Here is a 23,381-nt window from a genome sequence, read left to right as displayed (position 1 = left end):
CCGCCCGCGCAGGGCAGGATTACGGAGTTCGGCAAACCTCGCGATGCGCGGAACTGCACGTCGCGCAACACCAGATCGGGAGAGGGCACCTGTCGGTGACTTCGCGGAGAATACTCGAGACCAAGTACCGGATTTCGGAAACGGCGATGGCCTTGTTCCTCGAAGAGGGGTACGCAAATGTTACTGTCGAGGCCGTCGCGGAGGCATCGAGCGTGTCTCGTCGTACCGTTTTCCGGCACTTCGAGAGCAAGGACGAGCTCGCCTTTCCGGACCACACCGAACGCATCAGGCTGGTCGAGCGATGCCTCGTCGAGTCCGCTCCCGACACGGATCCGGTAGAGGCCGTCATCGCCGCCACGGAGGAGTCGTTACGCGACTTCCTCAGCCGGCCCGAGCTCGTCCTCCGGCGGTACAAACTGACGCGCGTCGTGCCCGAGCTACGCAAGCGCGAGGTCATCGAACACGAGCGGTACGTGGCGCTCACCCGTTCTTTCCTGCGCGACCGCCTCCCGGCCGACGCACCGCCCTTCCAGTCGACGGCCCTTGCGGCCCTCATCGACGCGATCCACCGATCCGCGCTGGGAAACTGGGTACGCAGCAGCGGCGCGACGGACGCCGTCGCCGAGTTGGCGGCGGGCATGGAATGGATCCGTCGCCTCATGGACCACCAGTCGACCTTTTCCACCTCCCCGCTGCTCCTCGCGTTGCTCCCGGACACGCCCCACACCCGCCGCGTCCTGACCTCGTTGCGAGACGCGGCGGAGGAGGTGCTCTAGCCATGGACGAGTACCGCGTGACCCGTGGCGGAAGGGACGCCCGGGTCACCGAGATCCGGGCGGGCTTCGACAAGACCACGAATAGGCTCGTCGGCCGCAACCCGGGCCTGTGAGGAGGAGCGGAAGTTGCCGAACCTGACGTTCGACTTCGCGGGGAGAACCGCGATCGTGACCGGAGCGGCGCGAGGGCTCGGACTCGAGTTCGCCCGCCTGCTCCACGAGTCCGGGGCGAAGGTGTTCCTGGTCGACGCCGACGCCGACGCGGTCGTGCTGGCGGCGGACGAGTTGGGCGCGGTCGGCGTGGCCTGCGACGTCACCAGTACCGAGGCCGTCGAAGCGCTGGTGGAGAGGGTGGTCGCGGCGACCGGCCGCCTGGACATCGTCGTCAACAACGCCGGCATCCTGCGCGACCGCCGGCTGTGGAAGCTGTCGGACCAGGACTGGGCAGAGGTGCTGGACGTGCACGTGGGCGGAACCTTCCGGCTGACCCGCGCCGCGGTCCCCGTCTTCCGGCAGCAGCGGTACGGCCGGGTCATCAACGTGACCTCGTACACGGGTCTGCGCGGCAATATCGGGCAGGCGAACTACGGCGCCGCCAAGGCGGGAATCATCGGCTTCACCAAGACCGCGGCCAAGGAACTCGCGGCGTTCGGTGTCACCGTCAACGCCATCTCGCCCAACGCCGAGACGCGAATGATCGGCTCGATTCCACCGGAAAAGCGTCAGGAGCTCGCCGCCGCGATCCCGCTCGGCCGGTTCGCGGCGCCCAGCGAGATCGCCGCCTCGACGGCCTTCCTCGCCTCCGAGGAGGCCGGATACATCACCGGAGTTGTCCTTCCCGTGGACGGAGGAATCTCGATATGACCAGGCCGGACCGGCAAATCGTGATCGTCGACGGTGCCCGTACGCCGATCGGCAGGTACGGCGGGGTGTTCAGGGACACGCCCGCGCACGAACTGGGGGCGGTCGCCGCCCGGGCGGCGCTGGCGCGCTCGGCGGTGCCGGCCGACGCCGTCGAGGAGGTCGTGATGGGCTGCATCGGCCAGGTCGGACCCGACGCCTACAACGCTCGCCGGGTCGCCATCGCCGCCGGGCTGCCGGTCTCCACACCCGCCTACACCGTCAACCGGCTGTGCGGGTCCGGACTCCAGGCCATCTGGTCGGCCGCGATGGAGATGCGCTGGAACGGCCTCGAATTCGCGCTCGCCGGCGGCGACGAGTCCATGACCCGGATGCCCTTCTACGACTTCGAGGCCCGCGCCGGCTACAAACTGGGCGACCGCGCCCTGGTGGACGGCACCGTGCTCATGCTCACCGACCCGTTCTACGACATCCACATGGGGCTGACGGCAGAGAACGTCGCCGAACGGTACGGGGTCTCCCGCGCGGAGCAGGACGAGTTCGCCGCCGAGTCACAACGTCGCGCCGCGACCGCGGCGGCCCGGGCGGCCTTCGCCGAGGAGATCGTGCCGGTCAGCACCGGTGGACGCCGCGCCGTCGAGGTGACGCTCGACGAGCACCCGCGACCCGACACCACCCTGGAGGCCCTGGCCCGCCTGCGCCCCGCCTTCCGGGAGGGCGGAACGGTCACCGCCGGCAACGCCGCGGGCATCAACGACGGTGCCGCCGCCGTCGTGCTCGCCACCGGGTCCGCCGCCGCCGAACGTGGGCTGACCCCCCTGGTGACCCTCGAAGCGGTCGCCACGGGTGCGTTGGACCCGGACATCATGGGCTACGCGCCGGTGGTCGCGCTCCGCAAGCTCTTCGAGCGGACCGGGACGACGCCCGACGACATCGACGCCATCGAGTGCAACGAGGCGTTCGCGGCCCAGGCGGTCGCCGTGATCCGCGACGCCAAGCTCGATCCGGAGCGGGTCAACCCGTACGGCGGCGCCATCGCGCTCGGTCATCCCGTCGGCGCGACCGGCGCCATCCTCGCACTCCGGCTCGCCAAGCACCTGGTCCGCACCGACCTCGAACTCGGCGTCGTCACCATGTGCATCGGCGGCGGCCAGGCACTGGCCGCTCTCTTCCGGCGGGTGTGAGGCGAGCCGGACGGATCGACCATCCTCGGGCGACGGGGCACCGACGTGACCCGGGTCGAGGTACCCGTTCGCGACGTGCTTCCTGGGCCGGGGGAGCGGCCGTGTGCCGATGGGCCGGCTTGGTGGCCGGCCGGACGAGCCCGTGCGTCGGCCACCACCGGGTGCTGGCCGACGCACGAGTTGGCGCCATCGTCAGCGGTAGCCGGCGGCCACCACGTTGGCCTGAACGGCGTTTTCGGTCGCGTCGGACGGATAGCCGGCGACCATGGCTCCCTCGTAGAAGGTGCCGGCGCTCAGGTTCGCGCCGCCGTCGGGCTTGCAGCAGTCACCGCCACTGCCCAGGACGATCGCACCCTGCTTCCTCATGGGGCTGTATCCCGGTGGAAGCGCGCCGTCCCACAGCGGGTAGAGGCTGCCCGACTGCGCGTTGCTGCCCTTGATGGCGAAGCGGGTCGTGCCGTTGTTCTTGAGTGTCGCGGTGACGAACTTGCTCGTGAAGGCGCGCTGGTTGGGGTTCCAGGTCTGGCTGCCGCCGGGGTAGAGGCCCCACTCGAGGTCCGCCTGCACCCAGGGTCCGGTGCCGGAGCAGCCGCCGAACCAGCACTGTGTGCCGAAGTTGATGGCGTCCATCGCCCCGGCGGCGTCGGCCTTCCTCGTCGTCTCGCTGTTGCCGTAGTCGAAGCAGCAGCCGCTGTTGACGTGGGTGCCGCTGGTCACCATGTACATGCCCTCGGGCGCGGCGCCGGTCGGTACTCCGGTCAGGTGCCCGTCCCGCCAGTAGCTGTTACCAGGATTGATGTAGAGCGAGTACGCCTTCGCGCCGCCCACGGTCAGCGACTCCGAGGTCGCGATCGCCGGCCTGCTCTGCGGGGAGCCCGGGACCACGCTCGACCCCTGGTACCAGAGGTCGTTTCCGCGCCCGGACTGGTCGAAGACCACCGTGATCACGCAGGTCGTGCCGGCGCAGAAGGAGTCCTGCGTCGCCGCGTCGGCGGTGCCGCCCGCCCGGGACAGCCCGATGTTGCGGGACGTGTTGTCCGAGGAGCGGCGGACCTGGTAGAGGTTGCCGGCGTACGCCGCATAGAGCGCCCGGGTCGTGCTGTGCGCGGCGACGCACGGGGTGCCGCCGGCGGCGTAGATGTCGCACGGGCGGCCGGTCGGCGGTGGGGTGGTCGGCGAGGTCCACTGCTGGTTCGCGCCGCCGTGGCACGCCCACAGGTGAATCTTGGTGCCGTTCGCGGTGCCGTAGCCGCTGGCGTCGAGACACAGCCCGGACTGCGCGCCGGTGATGGTGCCGTTCGTGTTGACGTTCCACTGCTGGTTGGTCTGGCCGTTGCAGTCCCAGATGATCGCCGGTGTGCCGTTGGCGGTGCCCTGGCCGGAGGCGTCCAGGCACTTGTTGCCGTAGACCGTGAGCTGCCTGCTCGTGGTCCAGGTCCAGGTCTGGCCGGCGCTTCCCTGGCAGTCCCAGAGCTGCGTCTGGGTGCCGTTGGCGGTGCTGGAGTTGGGAACGTCGAGGCATCGACCGGACGGGACGCCAACGATCGGGGCGGTCTGCCCCGGCTCGATGGCGGCCACCGCCGAGCGCGCCGTGACGGCAGCCTCGGCCGCGGGAGGCGGGGCAGCGGGGGCCGCGCCGACGCCGACGACGACGCCGGCCAGGGCGCCGGCCAGGGCGGTCAGGCGCCGGACACGATGCCGTTTCGGGTGGCGAGCGCGGGCGTTTCCGGGCCCGCCTCGGGTGGGATTTCGCACGGGATGGCTCCTCGGAGTCGGGAGAGCGCGAGGGCTGGTCGGCGCGCCACGGGTGGTGGTGACGACTGGTCGGGTCATCGCGATCGCCTAGGGCGATCTCGACGGATGTGCCGGCGGGAGATCGGCGCAGGCGGCCGGGCGGACGGCCCGCCCCTCGACCTGCTCGTGACGCCTACCGCCCCAGGATCCGCCACGTCTGGTTCAACGGGCTGCCCTGGCCGGCCGCGTTGCAGGTCCACTGGTGGATCGGTGCCCCCGCGGCCGTGGAGACCGTACTGACGTCGACGCACTTGCCGCTGTGCCGGGCGACCAGCTGGTAGTCGTGCGAGTCGTTGCCCGGGTAGGTCACCTTCCGGAGGGTGAACTGCTGGTTGAGGCCGTTCGTGCAGCTCCACTGGTGCACGGCCGCGCCGTCGGCGGTCGACACGCCGGCGACGTCGAGACACTTGCCGCTCTGCTGGTTGACCACCGTGTACGCGTTGGCCACCCCGGCGACCGGGCGGAAGTTCCAGAGCTGCTGGTCACCGCCGTCGCAGTAGTTCTGCTGTTGGACGGTGCCGTCGACGGTGCTCGGGCCGGGGTTGTCCAGGCACTGCTGGGAGTGCTGGGCCACCGCCACCGACTGGAAGCCGCCGTCCGAGGGCGGCAGCAGGGTGACGGTGTAGGTGTCGGTCTGGTTGCCGTACGGCAGGGTCACGGTGGTGCCGTTGTCGGAGACGCCGACCACGCTGTTCGAGACCGTGATCGGCCCCTGCACCGCGCCGCCGCCGTTGTACGGGATGCGTTGGGTGAGCACCCGGACCTGGTTGTTCTGCACGATGCCGCTGGTCGTGTCCAGGCGTCGCAGGTTGACGGTCAGGTTCCCGGTGGTGCGACCACCGCCGACCAGGACCTTCGCCACGCCACTCGTCTTCGTGGCGTACGCGTCGTAGGACGGGCTGGCCGTCACCGCGGCGATCTGCCCGGTCTGGGAGGCGTAGTAGCGGTAGGCCCACCATTCGCCCTTGGGCTGGTGCTGGCCGGCCGAGTTGCGGACCAACAGGTTGCCGAGGTCGTTGTGCAGGTTGCCACCGCCGGCCCAGTTGGCCCGGAGACCGTCCGCGCGGGCCCGCTCCAGCCGCGTGATGTACCAGGCGCCGTCCGCCGGGTTCTGCTCGTCGGGCGCACCGTACTCGTTGATCTGGTACGGACGCGGGTGGGCGATGCCGCGCGGGTCGAGGGTGGCGTTGGCGGCGGCGACGTTGGCGACCGGGTCACCCGGCAGCGAGTGCCAGCTGACGATGTCCGGCACCGTGTTGGTCGAGCGGACGAAGTCCAGGTACTGGTTCCAGAAGGTGTGCGTGCTCGACGGTACGCAGGCGCAGCTCGGCCCGACGATCAGCTGGTTGGGGAACTCCGCCCGGATGCGCTGGTAGGTGCGGCGCCACAGCTCGAAATACTGCGAGATGGGGCGGTTCCAGAAGATGGTGATGTTGGGTTCGTTCCAGATGTCCCACTGCACGCTCAGCCCGGACGCCCGGACGTCGCCGACGAGGCGGGTCAGGAAGTTGTCGTAGTCGGTCCAGTCGCCGTTGTCGCCCGGGAAGCGGGAGATCCCGGCCCCGTCCGCACCCCACAGGTCATGCGGCAGGATGATGAACCGGCCGCCGAGCGCGGTGGTCCGGCGCGCCTGGGCGAGGGTGGAGTTCCACCGGCGGTCGTAGTTGCCGCCGACCCAGCCACTTCCCGGCAGCTGCGCGCCACCGGCGCGCATGTACTGGAACCTGACGTCTCGGTAGAAGTGGTCGGCCGGACCGCTGGCGTTCTCGGTCATGCCGTATATCCAGCCGGACGCGCGGTAGGTCGGCGTACCGCTGGTCGTGGCGAAGTCGACACTGATCGACTCGTCCGCCGCCCGGGCCGGCGACGCGGCGACGGTTAGGGCGGCGGCGGCGAGCAGACCGACCACGAGTGGGGCGACGAGCGCGCGGACTCGTCCTGGCCTGCCGCGGGACGGGGTTTTCACGGGCGGCTCCTTCGTGGGGCGTGGGGGCGCGCTCCGGAGGGCTGCACTTGCGAATCGATTCGCAGGGATCGTAGGCTCGGGAACTCAAGTATGTCAATGAAATGACGGGCGGATGAAGCCCGTATTTCCGAGGTAGCCTCCCGCCAGGCCGAGACTCCCTTGACCACCGGGCATGGACGGACCTATCTTCGTGCGAACCGATTCCTCGAACCGATTCGCCACATGGTCCCGCGCGATCCCGCCACCCTCACTCCCGAGGGTCGACCGCACGTCCCACCTGACGATCGACGTGAAGCGAGGCAACACATGACAGGACCCCATCGTCGGCGGCGCCTGGTCGCCGTCGCCGTGACAGCACTTGCCGTGGCGGCGGGCGGTGCCTGCTCGTCGTCCGCCGACGGCCCCACCGGCGACGGCGCCTACCTCGTCTGGGACCCGTATCCGCAGTTCGCCGCCGACTCCGACTGGGTCGCGCTGGTCAAGAAATGCGGCACGTCGGCGGGGGTGACGGTCGAGCGGACCGGCTACGACACCACCGACCTGACCAACAAGGCACTGCTCGCCGCTCAGCAGGGCAATTCACCGGACGTGCTGATCGTGGACAACCCGGTCATCTCGACACTGGCCGAGGCCGGCGTGCTCACCACCACCGACGACAACAAGCTGGACGTCTCGGCGATGGCGGCGAACCTGCTCGGCGCCGGCCAGCGCGAGGGCAGGACGTACGGGGTGCCGATCGGGGCGAACACCCTCGCCCTCTACTACAACAAGGACCTGCTGACCGCGGCCGGCGTCGATCCGGCCACGATCAAGGACTGGACGTCGCTGACCGCCGCGCTCGGCAGGGTCAAGGCGGCAGGAAAGAAGGGCATCACCTTCTCCGCGATCGGCACCGAGGAGGGCAGCTTCCAGTTCCTGCCCTGGTTCTGGGGGGCGGGAGCCCAACTGACCAGCCTGGACTCGCCGCAGGCTGTCTCCGCGCTGACCCTCTGGACGGACTGGGTCAAGCAGGGCCACGCCCCGAACTCCGTCATCAACAACACCCAGACCACGAGCTGGCAGGAGTTCGCCACCGGCGAGTACGCGTTCGCCGAGAACGGCACCTGGCAACTGGCCAACGCGAAGAAACTCGGCTTCTCGTACGGCATCATCGCGATACCGGCCAACGCGGGCGGCCCGGCGCCGGCGCCCACCGGCGGTGAGTTCGTCTCCATCCCCGTGCAGGACGACACCGGCCGGTACGAGGCGTCGCGAAAGCTCGTCGCCTGCCTGACCAGCGCCGACAACCTCCTCACCACCGACACCACCCTCTCCTACGTCGCGCCCGTCGCCGCCGTCCAGGAGCGACAGGTCGCGGCGCAGCCCGAGCTCAAGGTCTGGGTGGAGGCGGTCCGGGCGGCCAAGGGCCGCACCGGCGACAACCTCGGCACGAGGTATCCCAAGATTTCCGAGTCCCTGTGGACCGCGGTGCAGGCGGCCCTCAGCGGGGGGAAGCCGCCCCGCGAGGCGCTGACCGCCGCGCAGGCCGCGGCCGGCTGAGCGCGACGAGCCGACCAGTGCCCTCTACGACACGGCCGCCCGCCACGGTACGAGACCAGGGTGGGGCGGCGCCGGACGCTCCACCCGGGCCGGTCCGGTCCCGCACCCGCCGGTCCAGCCGCTGGCTGGCGTGGGGCTTCCTGGCACCCGTGACCGGCTACCTCGCGGCGTTCTACGCGTACCCGCTCTGCCGCAACGTCGAGTTGAGCCTGCGCGAGTACACCGTCCGCTCCTTCGTGCGGGGCGGCGCGCCCTTCGCCGGCCTCGACAACTACCGGACGGTGCTGACCGATCCGGCCTTCGGACCGACCCTGGCGCACACCCTGGTCTTCACCGCGGCGTCGCTCGCCTTCCAGTTCACCATCGGGATGGCCCTGGCGCTCTTCTTCCACCGGCATTTCCCGCTGTCGCGCACGCTGCGGGCGTTGATCCTCGTACCGTGGCTGCTGCCGCTGATCGTCTCGGCGTCGACCTGGTCGTGGTTGCTCAACAGCGACTCGGGTCTGGTCAACGCGGCGCTCGGCGTCGTGGGCATCCACCCGGTCCACTGGCTCACCTCGCCGAGCTGGTCGCTCACCTCGGTGATCATCGCGAACGTCTGGATCGGCATCCCGTTCAATCTCGTGGTCCTCTACAGCGGCCTGCAGGCGATCCCGACCGAGATCTACGAGGCGTCCGCGCTCGACGGCGCGACGGGATGGCAGCGGTTCTGGTGGATCACCTTCCCGGTGCTGCGCCCCGTCTCCGCGATCACGCTGCTGCTGGGGCTGATCTACACGCTGAAGGTCTTCGACGTCATCTGGATCATGACCAGGGGTGGCCCGACCGGCTCCTCGGCCACGCTCGCCACCTGGTCGTACCGACTCGGCTTCGGCAACCTGCTGCCCGACTTCGGACCGGGCGCCGCCGTCGGCAACCTGCTCATCGTGATGGCCCTGATCGCCGGGCTCGGCTACCTCCGGATCGAGCGGAGGCGGCAGCTGCGATGAGGACGTCGACACCCCGAGCCTGGTGGAAGACCGGTATCGGCCTGGTGCTGACCGGGCTCATGCTCTTCCCCGTCTATTGGATGGTCAACGTCTCGCTCACCCGGGACCAGGACATGCGGGCCGACCCTCCGCACCTCATCCCGACCAACGCGACGTTGGACGGCTACCGGGCGGTGCTCGACCAACAACTGCCGTACCTGGGCACCAGCCTCCTGGTCGGCCTCGGCACGGTGCTGCTGACGGTGGCGCTGGCCGCCCCCGCCGGATACGCGCTGGCGAAGCTCCGACCGCCCGGCGGTCCGGCCCTGAGCTTCGTGCTGCTGATCGCGCAGATGATCCCGGGAATCATCATGGCGATGGGCTTCTACGCCATCTATCTCAACCTCGGCGTCCTGAACACGCTGCCCGGCCTGATCCTGGCCGACTCGACACTGGCGGTGCCGTTCGCCGTGTTGATCTTCACGGCCTTCATGTCCGGAATACCCGACGAACTGCTCCAGGCCGCCGTGGTCGACGGCGCCGGCCGGCTGCGGACGTTCTGGTCGGTCGTGCTGCCGCTCAGCCGCAATTCGATCATCACGGTGTCGCTGTTCGCGTTCCTGTGGTCCTGGTCGGACTTCATCTTCGCCTCGACCCTCGCCGGCGGCGGCGACCACCAGCCGATCACCCTCGGCATCTACCGCTACATCGGCAACAACAACCAGCAGTGGAACGCCATCATGGCCACCGCTGTCGTCGCCTCCGTCCCCGCCGCCGTGCTGCTGGTCCTGGCCCAGCGGTACGTCTCGACGGGCGTGACCGCCGGCGCCGTCAAGGACTGACCACCCGCACTACAGAGAGGCACCCGCCGCCCATGACCGTCGCCCCGTCCGGTCCGGAGTTTCCCATCCAGGAGATCCCCTTCAGCTACCGCGGATCCTGGTTCGACATCTCACCCGTGGTAGCCGAGCAGACGTACGCCGACGACCTGCACCTGGTCTCCCACCAGACCGGGCTGCATCCCGTACTGCGCCTCGCCCCCACGGTCGCCGGCAGCACGGTCGTCGCCACGCCCACGCTGCTGAGCTGGCGGAACGGCGTGGACCGCATCGAGGCCGTCTACGACGGGACGGACACCCTGCGGATCCGGGGCCGGCGGCTCGGCCTGCGGGTAGCGGCGGCCGCGAGCACCCTCACCCCGTTCAGCGGCACCTACCTCTACCTGGACCCGGTCGACGGGTCACACGTGTTCACCTCGTACGAGACCGGTCGCCGCTACCGGATCACGGTGCTCTCCGGCGCTCTCCGGCGGTCCGACGGCGTGGAGGCGCTCGGCACCGCCGACCGCTTCCTCGAACTCGCCGCCGACCGGTCCTGGGAGATCGCGATCGAGGAGTACGCCACCGCCCGCCGTCCGTACGCCGGGTCTGTCACCTTCGAGCAGTTGTGCCGTGACCGGAGCGCCGAGTTCGCCGCGTTCGTCGACGCGGTCGCACCGTGGCGCGGCCCGAACACCCCGGCCGCCGAACTGGCCGCGTACGTGCTGTGGTCGGCCACCGTCGCCCCGGCGGGCTTCGTCACCCGGCCGGCCGTCCTGATGTCCAAGCACTGGATGGACAAGGTGTGGAGCTGGGACCACTGTTTCAACGCGATCGCCCTGGCGGCCGGCGAGCCGGAACTGGCCTGGCACCAGTTCCAACTGCCGTTCGACCACCAGGACGAGTTGGGCGCCCTACCCGACTCGGTGGCTCACTCCGAGGTCCTGCACAACTACGTCAAGCCCCCCATCCACGGCTGGGCCCTACGACATGTACGCCGACGCCTTCCGCAGCCGCCGGACCGGGCGGCGCTGGCCGAGACGTACGACCGGCTGGCCCGCTGGACCGGGTTCTGGCTCGACGCGCGCCGAGCCCCCGGCCAGGAGCTGCCCCACTACCAGCATGGCAACGACAGTGGCTGGGACAACGCGACTACCTTCGACGACGACCGGGTCCTGCAGACGGCCGACCTCGCCGCGTTCCTGGTCTCGCAGCTTCGCTGCCTGGCCGACCTCGCCACCGAACTGGGCGAGCCCGCCGACCGGTGGTCCCGGGAGGCCGACCGGATCCGCGGGGCCATGTTCCGGGACCTGTGGGACGGCGAACGCTTCACCGCCCGTAGCCCCCGGACCGGACGACGGCGGGCGGGTCGCAGCCTGCTCGACCTGATGCCCGTCGCGCTCGGGGCCGACCTGCCGGCGCCGGTCGCCGCCGTACTGGCTCGGGGCGCCGAAACCCACCTGACCACGCACGGGCTGGCCACCGAGCCACCGGACTCGGTCCACTACGTCGCCGACGGCTACTGGCGCGGGCCCATCTGGGCACCCTCCACCGTTCTGGTCGAGGACGGCCTGCGGCGGGCCGGGCAGACCAGGATCGCCGACGACATCAGTCGACGATTTCTCGCGCTGTGTGAGAAGTCCGGATTCGCGGAGAACTTCGACGCCGAGACCGGCGCCGGCCTCAGGGACCGCGCCTACACCTGGACGGCCAGCAGTTACCTCATCCTCGCCGCCGCCCAGGAGCAGCGGCGAACCACGGGTGGGTAGTCGCGTCGACCGAGCGGGGTCCGGTCCGGGCCACCGAGGCAGTTCCCCGCCCTCGCCGGGTCAGCGGGACCAGGCTGGACCGGTGCTGGACCGCAACGAGATGGGCGGGCTGTACAGCCGGTGGCGGGGGACGGCCCCGGGCGTGGCGATGATCTCCAGCAGCAGTGACACCGCCTCGGCGCCCATCTCGACCATCGGAACATCCGCGGCGGTCAACGGCGGGCGGAAATCCTCGGCCCAGTGCCGGGCGGCGACGCCGGTGACGGAGAAGTCGCCCGGCACGGACAGCCCGGCGCCGGTCAGGGCACGCTGCATTCCAGGTAGCGCGGCCTCGTTGATGGTGGCCACCGCGGTGACGTCCGGATGCGTCGCGAGCAGTTGTTCCACGCATGCCTCGCCGGCGGCCGTGTCGTCACCGCAGCAGACCTCCACACCGGTCAGGCCCCGCTCCTCCGCCGCCGCCCGGAAACCAGCCAGCGCTCGATGGCTGGGGCCATAGCCCGCGGCCACCAACTCGGCGGAACGGTTCACGAGTGCCACGTGCCGGTGCCCCAGATCGGCCAGGTGGTGCACGCACCGGGCGATCAGCCCGGCGTAGTCGATGTCGACCCAGCTCATGCCGTGCGGCTCGGCGGTCCGCCCGATCGTGACGAACGGCAGGCCGGCCTTGGTCAGCCGGAGCACCCGGTCGTCCGCCAACCGGATCTCCATCAGAATCACACCGTCCACCCGACGCCCGGTGACTATCCGCTCGAACGACCGGTCATGGTCGCCGCCGGACGGGGACAGCAGCACGTCGAGGTCGTGGCGGGCGGCGGCCTCGACGACGCTGGCGACGAAGCCCAGCTGCATGTCGGTCAATCGCTGGCTCGCCGGGGGGATCACCAGTCCGAGGGTGCGGGTGCGTCCCTCCTTGAGCGCGCGGGCGCTGGCGTTGGGTCGGTAGTCCAGCTCGTCGATGACCGCCTGGATCCGCTGCCGGGTCGCCTCCGACACGGTCCGTTTCCCGCTCAGCACGTAGGACACGGTGCTGCGGGACACCCCCGCCCGGCGGGCGATCTCGCCGATGTTCATACACCGCCCTCGGATCGATTCCTGCCCCGACGCGGGGACGTGCTGCCTCGTCGACGAGCATATCCGTCCCGAACCCAGCCCCTGGGCGGCGACGGCTGGCATCCACCGCCCGCGCGGATCGACGATCTACCAGGACGCGGCCTAGCCGTTCGCGGCCACGGTACGGTCCAGCACGAGATCGCGGGCGGCGGTGACGCCGACGGCCACCGCGCCCATGAGCACGGCGTCGGCGCCGAGCGTGGAGACCTCGATCCGCGGGGGCTGCAGCGCCACGAGGTGCCGCAGGCGGTGCTGGACCGGACCGATCAGCAGGTCGCCGCCCTGCACCCCGACACCGCCGCCGAGTACGACGAGTTCCGGGTCGAGCACCGCGGCCACCGCGGCCAGGCCGTGCGCGACGTGGTTGACCTCCACCTCCACCGCGCGCCGGGCGATCGGATCGCCGGCCCGCGCCGCGTCGAAGACCTCCTTGGCGCTGGTCGCCTGCGCCCAGCCCAGCCGCTGGGCCGCCGCGACGATGCCGTCGGCCGAGGCCACCGACTCGAACATGCCGCGGCGGATGGCGGCCGGGTCGTCCAGCACCGGATCGCCCTCACCGATCGGCAGGTAGGAGATCTCGCCGGCGCCGCCCCGCGAGCCGCGGTAGAGCTTGCCGTCGATCATGATGCCCATGCCGATGCCGGTGCCGATCGACACGTAGGCGAAGTGCGCGACCCCCCGGCCCAGACCGTAGGTCGCCTCGCCGACCGCGGCCAGGTCGATGTCGTTCTCCACCAGGTACGGCGACGCGGAAACCGCCGAGAACCGGTCGACGGCGCCGGGCCGGTCCCACCCGGGCAGGTTCGGCGCGAGGTGGAGCGCGCCGGTCTTCTTGTCGTGGATGCCGGGGGTACCGAGGACCGCGAGGGTGACGTCGGCGCGGCCGATCCCGGCCTGCGCGGTCAGCCGGTCGGCCAGCCCGGTCAACTGGGCGAGCAGCTCCGTCGGGTTCCGGCTGCCCGACGGGTCGTCGACCCGCGTGACGACCGTACCCACCAGGTTGGCCAGGGCCAGCCGGACGAAGGCCTGTCCGATGTCGACGGCGAGCACCCAACCCGCCTCCGGACGGACCTCGTACAGCAGCGCGGAACGGCCCGCGACCCCCGCGCGCAGGCCGACCTCCCGCACCAGACCTGCGCGGCCGAGGTTGGCGAGCGCGACCGAGATCGTCGGCTTGGACAGACCGGTGGCCTGGGCGAGCTCGGGCCGCGACACCGGACCCAGCCGGAAGATCTCCCCGAAGACCGCCCGCTCGTTCATGACCCGCAACACGCTCGTCGTGCTCGCGGTCTGGTGAGTCGGCACCCGCCCACGCTCTCACACGACTTCGTAAAGGTCCAATACAAATTTCGTTAGAGACATTGCCAAACGGCATTGTGAGGGTGCATTCTGCTGCCCTGGACCACCGACGAGAGGTATCCCATGAGACCTAAGTGGTTCCTTCTCCCACTGGCGGCCGTGTTGCTGGCCGCAGGCTGCGGCGGCGGGTCGGGCTCCGGCTCCGGCGGGCCCGCGGGGGATGCGCCGACGATCGCGCTGTTCCTGCCCGAGTCCAAGACCACGCGCTACGAGGCGTTCGACCGGCCGTTGTTCGAGGCCAAGGTCAAGGCGCTCTGCGCGAACTGCAAGCTGCTCTACAACAACGCCGACCAGGACGCCGCCAAACAGCAGCAGCAGGTCGAGGCGGCCCTGGCGCAGGGCGCCGACGTCCTGGTGCTCGACGCCGTGGACGCGAGCGCGGCCGCCTCCCTGGTCAACCAGGCCAGGCAGAAGAGGGTGCCGGTCATCGCGTACGACCGGCTGATCTCGGGCATCTCCTACGAGTACTACGTGTCCTTCAACAACGTCCGCGTCGGAGAGGTGCAGGGCCAGGCGTTGCTGGACGCCCTCAACGCCAGGGGGACGGCCGACAAGGGCAAGATCGTCATGATCAACGGAGCGCCGACGGACCCCAGCTCCGCGGACTACAAGTCCGGTGCCCACAAGGTCCTCGACGGCAAGGTCCAGATCGGGCGCGAGTTCGACACCCCGGACTGGAGCCCCGACAAGGCCCAGCAGCAGATGGAGCAGGCCATCACGGCGCTCGGCCGGGACAACATCGTCGGCGTGCTCTCGGCCAACGACGGCATGGCGGGCGGTGCGATCGCCGCCATGAAGCGGGCCGGCTACACCACCCTGCCGCCGATTACCGGACAGGACGCCGAGCTGGCCGCCGTCCAGCGGATCCTGACCGGCGAGCAGTACATGACCGTCTACCTGGACATCCGCAGCGAGGCCGAGAAGTCCGCCGAGCTGGCGGTGGCGCTGACCAAGGGCGAGCAACCCCCGGCGACCACCAAGGTCGACAACGGTGGGGCCGAGATCCCGGCGTTCCTGCTCGATCCGATCGCGGTCACCGCCGACAAGGTCAAGGACACCATCGTAAAGGACGGCTTCTACCAGCCCGGCCAGATCTGTACCGGTGCCGTGGCCGCCGCCTGCGGCAAGGCGGGAATCCAGTAGATGTTCGCGGCGCGAGGAGTGTCCAAGCGATTCGGTGCGGTACGCGCACTCGACGCGGTCGACCTGCACCTGGACGCGGGCGAGGTCGTCGCGCTGGTCGGCGACAACGGCGCCGGCAAGTCCACCCTGGTGAAGGTGATCTCCGGCGCGGTGACCGCGGACGAGGGACGGATCGAGTACGACGGAGTCCCCGTACAGATCAACAACCCCCATCAGGCCAGGAGCCTCGGCATCTCCACCGTCTACCAGGACCTCGCGCTCTCCGAGAACCTCGACGTCGTCGGCAACCTGTTCCTCGGCTCGGAGCGCCACCGCTGGGCGGTGCTCCGCAAGATCGAAATGGAACGCGCCGCGCGGGCGCTGCTGTCCTCGTTGGACGTCCGGATCCAGGACATCCAGGTGCCGGTCGCGATGCTCTCCGGCGGCCAGCGCCAGTCCGTCGCCATCGCCCGAGCGCTGGTGGGCGAGCCGCGGCTGGTCATCCTCGACGAGCCCACGGCCGCGCTCGGCGTCGAGCAGACCGCGCAGGTGCTGGACCTGATCCGGCGCCTGCGCGACCGCGGTCTGGCCGTACTCGTCATCTCGCACAACCTCGCCGACGTCCGCGCCGTGAGCGACCGCACGGTCGTGCTGCGGTTGGGCCGCAACGCCGGCGAGTTCCGTACCGCCGAAACCAGCCCGGAGGCGATCGTGGCCGCAATCACCGGAGCCGCAGCATGGCCACAGTAGCGAAGGAGATCCGCTGGCCGGGTCGCTCGGCGTCCCGACCCACGAGGCGCGGCGACGCCGGCGTCTGGCCGGTCGTGGGCGGACTGGTCGCCATCGCGATCGTGTTCGGCTCGCTCAACGGCCACTTCCTCTCCGCCGAGAACCTCACCAACCTGGCCCTGCAACTCGCCGCGACCGGCATGCTCTCCCTGGGCATCATCCTGGTGCTCCTGCTCGGCGAGATCGACCTGTCCGCCGGATCGGTGAGCGGGCTGTGCGCGGCGGTGCTCGCCATCGTGCACGTCCGGCAGGGCCACTCCGCGCTGCTCGCCGTCGCCATCGCGCTCGCCCTGGGCGCGGCGATCGGCCTGGTGCACGGCCTGATGTTCACGCAGCTGCGCATGCCGTCGTTCGTCGTGACGCTCGCTGGCCTGATCGGCTGGCAGGGCCTGCTGCTGTACGTACTGGGCCGGGGCGGCACGATCAACCTCCCGTTCGACGGCTCGATCGCCCGCCTCAGCGACACCTGGCTGCCGCCGTGGGCGAGCTGGCTGCTGGTCGTGCTCATCGTCGGCGTCGCGGGGACCAGCGCCGTGCTCAACCGGCGGTTGCGCCGGGGCGCCGGCCTGCCGCTGCCGCCGCTGAGCCGCCCGGTCCTGCGCATCGCCGGGCTCGCCGGGCTGCTCTGCGCCGCCGTGCTCGTACTGAACACCGACCGCGGCGTACCGCTGCTGTTGGTCATCTTCGGGGCCCTGGTCGTCTCCGTCGACCTGGTGCTGCGGCACACGGTGTTCGGGCAGTGGCTCTACGCGATAGGTGGCAACGCGGAGGCGGCCCGGCGGGCGGGCATCCCCGTCACCCGGTTGCGGATCATCGCGTTCGTCCTGGCGTCGACGTTGGCCGCGTTCGGCGGTCTGCTCGCCGCCAGCAGGCTGGCCGCCGTCAACCAGAGTTCGGGCGGCAGCGACACCCTGATGATGGCGATCGCCGCCGCGGTCATCGGCGGGGTGTCGCTGTTCGGCGGCCGGGGCCGCGCGTACGCGGCCCTGCTCGGCATCCTCGTGATCCAATCGATCACGAACGGGATGCTGCTGCTCAACGTGGACTCGTCGATCCGTCTCATGGTCACGGCCATCGTCCTCGCGGTCGCCGTGGCCATCGACTCGATGTCCCGCCGGGGCAGCCGACAGTGAGCGCGGCCCAGGTGCTCGGCATCGACTTCGGCGGTACGAAGGTCGCGCTGGCCACCGCCGACGCCGGGTCACCCATGGTCTCCTCGACCCCGCTGAGGATGCCGACGACCGGGGGCGCCGACGAGGTGGTCCGGCGGTCGCTGGAGGCCGCCCGCGGCCTGGTCGCCGCGCCGGTCGCCGTCGGCGTCTCCACGATCGGCGTGGTGCGCGGCGACCGGATCCGGCTCGCCCCCAACGTGCCCGGTTGGGAGGGCATCGAGCTGCCGCGGATGCTACGGGACGAGTACGGGGACACCCCGGTCATGATCGACAACGACGTCAACGCCGCCGCCGCGGCCGAGCTGCGGTGGGGTGCGCTGCGCGGCGTCGACGTCGGCGCGTACGTCAATCTCGGCACCGGCCTCGCGGCCGCACTGGTGGTCGGCGGTCGCGTCGTCGGCGGCGCGCACGGCGCCGCCGGCGAGATCGGCTACCTGCTCGACCCGGCCACCGACGACTGCTATGCCGACGGCCACGCACCCCTGGAGGAGCTGGTCTCCGGCAGCGCCCTGGCCAGCCGGGGCTCGGCCCTGGTGGGCCGGCCGGTGGCCGCCGCCGAACTGTTCACCATGGCCGGCGACCCCCGGGTGGACGCGCTCATCGACGGGGCGTTACGGCGGCTGGCCCAGGCCGTGGCCAACCTGTGCATCACCCTCGATCCGGAGCGGGTGGCCGTCGGCGGCGGGATGATGGGCGCCGCGGACCGCATCCTGCCCCGGATCGCCGCCCTGCTCTCCCGGGCGGTCCCCTTCCCGCCACAACTGGTACCGGCACGGTTCATCGACGACGCGCCGCTGCTGGGGGCGCTCGCCCTGGCTGCCGAGGCGGCGGCGTCACGCCGGTACGTCCAACCCTGGCCTGGACCCTCGGGCCAGCCTCGTTCGCGCCCGACGAGCTGAGATCCGCAACGGAGGGCCGCCAGACCGCAGGAATCCGTTGGGGCGCACTGCCCGAAACAACCACATCAAATCAGCCCCGTGAAGGAGGAACATGCTCCATTCGCATCGGAAAGCGTTGGTCGTGGTTTGGGGGATGGCGTTGGCCGTGGTCGTGCCGGCATCCCCGGCGTCGTCCGCCACGGTGGGGGCGGAGTTGACCGTGTCCGCGACGCACGGTCCCGACACGTTCCTGCGGGTCGACGCCCCGAACACGACCGTGTACGGGGGAAAGCTCACGCTGACCGTCGCCAACCGTGGCGGCGGCCCCACCGACGGGTCCACGGTCACCGTGACCGACACCCTCCCCGCCGGCCTGGCCGCGCTGGTCAACAACCCCGGCTTCGGCGCGGGCCCGGTGGCGGCGTCCGGTGCGGGCTGGACCTGCACGGGCGCGGCCACGTTGAGTTGCACGCGCGGCGACGTGCTCGCCGCCGGAGCCGCCTACCCGCCGATCACGATCACGGTACGGGTCACCAACAACGCGGCGGCGCTGCTCACCAACTCCGCCTCGGTCGCGGGCGGCGGCAGCGTGGCCCCGAGTTCGAGCCTCGACCGGATCCCCGTGGGAACCGACGCCTGCCCGAACGGCTGGGCGGCCGCGAAGGAGGTCGTCTTCTCGCCCCCGTCCGGCGGCATCCGCTCCGGCGTGTCCAACCCCGAACGCGCCGACGGCTGCACCCTGCTCGACGCCATCTGGGCCGGCGAGCCGTTCGCCAACCACGGCGCGTTCGTCGCCCACGTCGACACCGTCACCGACCGGTTCGTCGCCGCCGGGCTGTTGACGCCGGCGGAGAAAGGCAAGGTCCGGTCGGCCGCGGCCCGCTCGCAGGTCGGCACCGCGAGCGACCACCAGGTCGACAACTCGTGCCAGAACCGGGTAGCCATCAAACTCGACGACGGACCGTCGGGGTACCGCCCGCAGACCCTGCGGTTGTTCCGCGACAAGCAGGTCCACGCGACGATGTTCGACCTCGGCGTACGGATCGACGACAACCCGGCCGTTGCCGCCTTCGCGGCACGCGAGGGGCACGTCGTTCTCAACCACACCTACTGGCACCCGCACCTCGACGCCCTGTTCGACGCCAACCCCCGACTGGTCGAGGACGAGGTTCGCGCCGCCGACGCGGCCATGCGGCGCGCCGGCTCGCGGTTCACGCTGCGCGGGGTGCGACCGCCGTTCGGCGAGGCCAACACCGGGGTGACGCGGACGCTCGCCTCGCTCGGCTACACCGTGTACACGAGCAGCATGATCAGCTCGATCGACTACGAGCCCACGACCACCCCGGACTACATCGTGAACGACATCGTCGGCCGGCTCCGGCCCGGCGTCATCTTCACCCTGCACGACGGTCCGATCGACACGACGGCCGGCGCGAACGTGCTGGCGGCGCTGGGACCGATCATCGACCAGGCCCGGGCGCTCGGCTACTGCTTCGGCGTACTCGACGACAAGGGGAACGTCACGGCGGACCGCTACGTGTCGTCCGGGAAGGCCATTCCGCAAATCACCCGACCCGTGTCGTACCTGCCGCTCGTGAGCGAGGGGACACCGCCCGCCCCGTGGCACCCCACACCCCAGCCACTTGAGATCTCCGCGAGCCACCGCCCCGACGCGTTCGCTCCCGGTCAGGTCGGCAACACCCTGACCCTGACCGTCCGGAACGTCAGCGCCGCCCCGACCGACGGAAGCACCATCACCGTCACCGACCAGCTCCCGACCGGCCTCGTCGCGACCTCGGCGTCCGGTGCCGGGTGGACGTGCACCGGAACCGCGACCAGGACCTGCACCCGCGCGGACGTGCTCCCGGCGCACGCGTCCTACCCGCCCATCACGGTCACCGTGGACGTCACCGCGACCGCGCCCGCCGCCATCACCAACTCGCCAACCGTCACCGGCCACGGCGGCAACGTCTGGGTCGACACCACCAGCGATGTCATCGACGTCGGGTGACCCCCGAGGAGGCAACCCCGTGCCCACCAGAAGTCGCAGATTCACCGCCGTCGCGGCGGCCCTACCCGCGGTCCTCGTCTGGTCGCTGTTCACCGCCGTCCCGGCGACCCCCAGCAGCGCGGCGGCGGCCGCGGCCACCGCACAGTCGACGGTCGACCTCGCCCCGAACTGGCAGGTACAGAGCAGCACGGTTGTGCCCGAGACCGGCGACCGCATCTCCCGGCGCGACTATTCGCCGACCGGTTGGCTGCCGGTGCACACCAACGACGCCAACGCGGTCGGCAGCGTCGTCGCGGCGCAGCTGCAGAACACCCCGCCGGACGACCGCTGCGGCGCGAACAACATCTTCTACTCCGAGAACATAACGGCGTGCCAGGGACCACAGCCCGACGCGCACGGCGCTCCCAACGAGCAGTACAACCACCCGTGGTGGTTCCGCACCGAGTTCAGAGCGCAGCCGCTGTCCGGCGGCCCCGACCGGAACGTCCTGCTCGAGGTACGCGGGATCATGGGGCAGGCCGACCTGTGGGTGAACGGTGTCCAGGTCGCCACCCGGGACGTTTTGCAGGGCTCCGAGCCCGAATACACCCTCGACATCACCCACCTGGTCAACGGCGCCAGCCCGAACGCGCTGGCGTTCAAGATCTACCCCAACAACCCCGGGGCGATGCTGACCCAGGACTTCAACGACTGGACCCAGGCCGCCCGCGACCAGAACACCGGCATCAAATATCCCGTCCGGCTGCACATGTCGAACACGTTCCGGCTCGACGACGTGCACGTCGTCCAGGACAACGCCGCCGACCTGAGCAGCTCCGACCTGACGGTCAAGGGCACCGTGACGAACACGTCGCCGAAATCCCGGACCGCCGACGTCGACGCGACCATCACCGATCCGCGGGGAAAGCATCCGATCCGGCTGCACAGGACGATCACCCTGAACCCCGGCGAGACCAGGGGCGTGGTCTTCGACCCGAGCACCGATCCCGCCCTGCGCCTGAGGCACCCGCAGCTCTGGTGGCCGTACCAGATGGGTGATCAACCGCTCTACCGCCTGTCGATGAACGTCTCCCGGAACAGAGTGGTCTCGGACTCGGACACCACGACGTTCGGGATCCGTACGATCGACACCTGGCTCTCGTCGCCCGGCAGCCAGGCGTACGACGGCTCGCGGTGGTTCGCGATCAACGGCAAGCCCTTCGTCTTCCGGGGCGGCGGCATGATGGACCAGGACATGTTCCTGCGCTATTCGCACGAGGGCGTGGCGCACCAGATCCAACTCATCAAGGCGATGGGCCTGAACGGGTTGCGACTGGAGGGCGACGTCCAGCCGGACGACTTCTACGAGCAGATGGACCGGGCGGGGCTGCTCATCTATGGCGGCTTCCTGTGCTGCAACTTCTGGGAGGACCCCGCCCAGTGGAGCGAGAAGGACCACGAGACGAACTACCGCAGCGCCCTCACCCTCGGTCGCCAGCAGCGTAACCACCCCAGCGTCGTCTTCTGGGGCTGGAGCGACAACGTGCCCTCCCCGCAGCAGGAGAGCGGTGTCCTGCAGGGCTTCGCGGAGGTCGACTTCCACATCCCGGTCATGGCCTCGGCCGAGTACAAGTCCACCCCGACGCTCGGCCCGTCCGGCATGAAGGAGGGACCGTACAACTGGTTCCCGCCGAGCTACGCGTACAGCCTGAACTGCCGGTCGAGCTCGGGGAACGCGCCCTGCACGAGCGGCGCGTTCGTCAACCGCGGCGGGGCGTGGGCGTTCCAGACCGAGTCCAGCCCCGGGTCGACCATCCCGACGCAGGAGTCGCTCGACCGGTTCATGACGCCGGCCGACCAGACCCGGATGGTCACCTCGCCGAACCTGCGACAGTTCAACTCCGGACGGGGAGAGGAGGACAGCGGCACCAGCTATTCGAGTTTCCAGCACGTCGGCGTGCTCGCGACCGCGATCTGCCACCGCTACGGCGCCTGGACGGCCAACCCGGTCACGTGCCCGACGAACCCGCCCGGCAGCACCGGCCTCTACAGCGACAACCCGAGCGTGAGCGACTTCGTCCGCAAGGCCCAGGCCATCAACTACGAGACGGTGCGGGCCCAGTTCGAGGCGTACCTGGACCACTCGACCAGGACCGACTCGCCCTCGACCGGGCTGGTCTACTGGATGATGAACAAGCCCATGCCGAGCCTGCTCTGGAACCTGTACGGCTACGACTACGACCAGGCGGGCACCTACTTCGGAGCCAAGAAGGCGAACGAGTCCCTGCACGTCTACTACGCCTACCCCGCACCCGAAGCCGATCCGGGCAACCGCACGGTGGGCGTGTCCAACCTGACCGGCCAGACGCAGAGCGGACTGTCGGTGACCGCGCGGACCTACGACATGCGCGGCAACGTGCTGACCACGCAGAACGCGTCCGGCATCACCATGCCCAGCCAGGGTGTGATGAACCAGCTCCTGACCGTACCGAACCCGACCCTTCCCGACGTCGACGGCAAGCCGCAACGGACCTACTTCCTGGAACTGCTCCTCAAGCGCGGGACGCAGGTGGTCGACCGCAACGTCTACTGGCTGTCGACGATCAACGACATCCCCACCTACAGCGGCAACGCGTACCCGAACCTCTCCACCTACGGCGACCTGCGCAATCTGCAGAGCCCGAGCGAGGATCCGGCCAACGGCCTGCTGCCCGGGACGAGCGTCCACGCCAGCGCGGTCACGCACCCGCAGGCCGGCCTCTCCGACGGGCAGGACACCGCCACCGACGTCACGTTGACCAACAATTCCGACACGGTGGCGTTCCTGCTGCGGGTCGACGTGCACCGGGGCAGGGGATCGAGCCCCGGCGCCGGTGACAGCCAGGTCAGGCCCGCCACCTACAGCGACAACTACGTGACACTCTGGCCCGGACAGTCGCAGACGATCACCGAGACCTACGCCTCGTCACAGCTGGGCGGGCAGGACCCGGTCGTGACCATCAGTGGCTTCAACGTCGGGACCACGACGATCGCGGGCAACTGCCGCTGCGTCGCCCAGGCCGGCGGTGAGCACTTCGGCACCGCCAACGGGTACGCGGCCGCCGGGACGGCAACCCCCGGTCCGGCCAACACCCCGGAGAAGATGGCAGAACTCAAGCAGCGGGTAACGGTCCAGCGATGACCCGCCCGTGCTGAGCGAGGCGGGCCCGTAGGTAACCACCGCGTCGCGTACCCCCAGGCGGCGGCCGCCCCGCGCGGCCGCCGCCTCGGGTCGTCCCACCGG

General features: G+C 70.4%; 17 protein-coding genes. 13 read left to right on the top strand and 4 right to left on the bottom strand.

Annotated features, from left to right (window positions below; all coding sequences use genetic code 11):
- Positions 1-95: 95 nt before the first annotated feature.
- The 3 genes from AB0J86_RS33650 to AB0J86_RS33640 all read left to right on the top strand — a co-directional run bounded on the left by AB0J86_RS33650 (position 96) and on the right by AB0J86_RS33640 (position 2,821).
- Positions 96-776 (top strand): helix-turn-helix domain-containing protein, encoded by a 681-nt coding sequence (locus tag AB0J86_RS33650; RefSeq protein ID WP_363861719.1) that lies wholly within the window; start codon positions 96-98, stop codon positions 774-776.
- Positions 777-902: 126 nt separating this feature from the next.
- Positions 903-1,640, top strand: a complete 738-nt coding sequence (gene fabG, locus AB0J86_RS33645) for a 3-oxoacyl-ACP reductase FabG (RefSeq protein WP_363861718.1) — start codon at positions 903-905, stop codon at positions 1,638-1,640.
- Entirely contained in the window at positions 1,637-2,821 is a 1,185-nt protein-coding gene (locus AB0J86_RS33640) for a thiolase family protein (protein ID WP_363861717.1), read from the top strand. The genes fabG and AB0J86_RS33640 overlap by 4 nt, the downstream gene beginning before the upstream one ends.
- 192 nt (positions 2,822-3,013) lie before the next feature.
- On the opposite strand, the gene AB0J86_RS33635 is transcribed toward AB0J86_RS33640, so the two are convergent.
- Entirely contained in the window at positions 3,014-4,576 is a 1,563-nt protein-coding gene (locus tag AB0J86_RS33635) for an arabinofuranosidase catalytic domain-containing protein (protein WP_363861716.1), read from the bottom strand.
- 172 nt (positions 4,577-4,748) lie between these two features.
- Positions 4,749-6,581: an RICIN domain-containing protein gene (locus AB0J86_RS33630; RefSeq protein ID WP_363861715.1), complete on the bottom strand. Its 1,833-nt coding sequence runs from the start codon at positions 6,579-6,581 to the stop codon at positions 4,749-4,751.
- Positions 6,582-6,887: 306 nt separating this feature from the next.
- Here AB0J86_RS33630 and AB0J86_RS33625 point away from each other — a divergent pair, with 306 nt between their 5' ends.
- The 4 genes from AB0J86_RS33625 (at position 6,888) to AB0J86_RS33610 (ending at position 11,675) form a co-directional block, all read left to right on the top strand.
- The gene (locus AB0J86_RS33625) at positions 6,888-8,120 is read left to right on the top strand and encodes an extracellular solute-binding protein (RefSeq protein WP_363861714.1); all 1,233 of its coding nucleotides are present in this window, start codon (positions 6,888-6,890) and stop codon (positions 8,118-8,120) included.
- A 149-nt stretch (positions 8,121-8,269) separates the two neighbouring features.
- Complete coding sequence (locus AB0J86_RS33620; RefSeq protein ID WP_363861713.1) at positions 8,270-9,109, top strand: sugar ABC transporter permease; 840 nt, start codon at positions 8,270-8,272, stop codon at positions 9,107-9,109.
- A complete protein-coding gene (locus AB0J86_RS33615; protein ID WP_363861712.1) occupies positions 9,106-9,930 on the top strand; it encodes a carbohydrate ABC transporter permease in 825 nt (274 codons plus the stop codon). The genes AB0J86_RS33620 and AB0J86_RS33615 overlap by 4 nt, the downstream gene beginning before the upstream one ends.
- Before the next feature lie 32 nt (positions 9,931-9,962).
- Positions 9,963-11,675, top strand: a complete 1,713-nt coding sequence (locus tag AB0J86_RS33610) for a trehalase family glycosidase (RefSeq protein ID WP_363861711.1) — start codon at positions 9,963-9,965, stop codon at positions 11,673-11,675.
- A gap of 60 nt (positions 11,676-11,735) precedes the next feature.
- On the opposite strand, the gene AB0J86_RS33605 is transcribed toward AB0J86_RS33610, so the two are convergent.
- Together AB0J86_RS33605 and AB0J86_RS33600 are read right to left on the bottom strand one after the other, a co-directional pair.
- Positions 11,736-12,749 carry a LacI family DNA-binding transcriptional regulator gene (locus AB0J86_RS33605; RefSeq protein ID WP_363861710.1) on the bottom strand — a complete coding sequence of 338 codons (1,014 nt, stop codon included), beginning with the start codon at positions 12,747-12,749 and terminating at the stop codon, positions 11,736-11,738.
- Positions 12,750-12,890: 141 nt separating this feature from the next.
- Positions 12,891-14,093 carry an ROK family transcriptional regulator gene (locus AB0J86_RS33600; protein WP_363861709.1) on the bottom strand — a complete coding sequence of 401 codons (1,203 nt, stop codon included), beginning with the start codon at positions 14,091-14,093 and terminating at the stop codon, positions 12,891-12,893.
- 153 nt (positions 14,094-14,246) lie between these two features.
- Between AB0J86_RS33600 and AB0J86_RS33595 the strand changes: the two genes are divergently transcribed.
- The 6 genes from AB0J86_RS33595 (at position 14,247) to AB0J86_RS33570 (ending at position 23,279) form a co-directional block, all read left to right on the top strand.
- On the top strand, positions 14,247-15,290 hold the full coding sequence (locus AB0J86_RS33595; RefSeq protein WP_363861708.1) for a substrate-binding domain-containing protein: 1,044 nt from the start codon (positions 14,247-14,249) through the stop codon (positions 15,288-15,290).
- A gap of 18 nt (positions 15,291-15,308) precedes the next feature.
- Complete coding sequence (locus AB0J86_RS33590) at positions 15,309-16,019, top strand: ATP-binding cassette domain-containing protein (protein ID WP_363861707.1); 711 nt, start codon at positions 15,309-15,311, stop codon at positions 16,017-16,019.
- Positions 16,007-17,191, top strand: a complete 1,185-nt coding sequence (locus AB0J86_RS33585; protein WP_363861706.1) for a sugar ABC transporter permease — start codon at positions 16,007-16,009, stop codon at positions 17,189-17,191. Before AB0J86_RS33590 ends, AB0J86_RS33585 begins: the two co-directional genes overlap by 13 nt.
- Positions 17,188-18,129, top strand: a complete 942-nt coding sequence (locus AB0J86_RS33580; RefSeq protein WP_363861705.1) for an ROK family protein — start codon at positions 17,188-17,190, stop codon at positions 18,127-18,129. Before AB0J86_RS33585 ends, AB0J86_RS33580 begins: the two co-directional genes overlap by 4 nt.
- Positions 18,130-18,328: 199 nt before the next feature.
- Complete coding sequence (locus AB0J86_RS33575) at positions 18,329-20,119, top strand: polysaccharide deacetylase family protein (RefSeq protein ID WP_363861704.1); 1,791 nt, start codon at positions 18,329-18,331, stop codon at positions 20,117-20,119.
- Positions 20,120-20,138: 19 nt separating this feature from the next.
- Positions 20,139-23,279 (top strand): beta-mannosidase, encoded by a 3,141-nt coding sequence (locus AB0J86_RS33570; protein WP_363861703.1) that lies wholly within the window; start codon positions 20,139-20,141, stop codon positions 23,277-23,279.
- Positions 23,280-23,381: the final 102 nt, after the last annotated feature.

It is taken from the genome of Micromonospora sp. NPDC049559, assembly GCF_040676675.1.
Lineage (GTDB): Bacteria > Actinomycetota > Actinomycetes > Mycobacteriales > Micromonosporaceae > JBFAPK01.
Note: the sequence above shows the minus strand (reverse complement) of the source record. Positions and strands in the feature narration are given on the sequence as shown.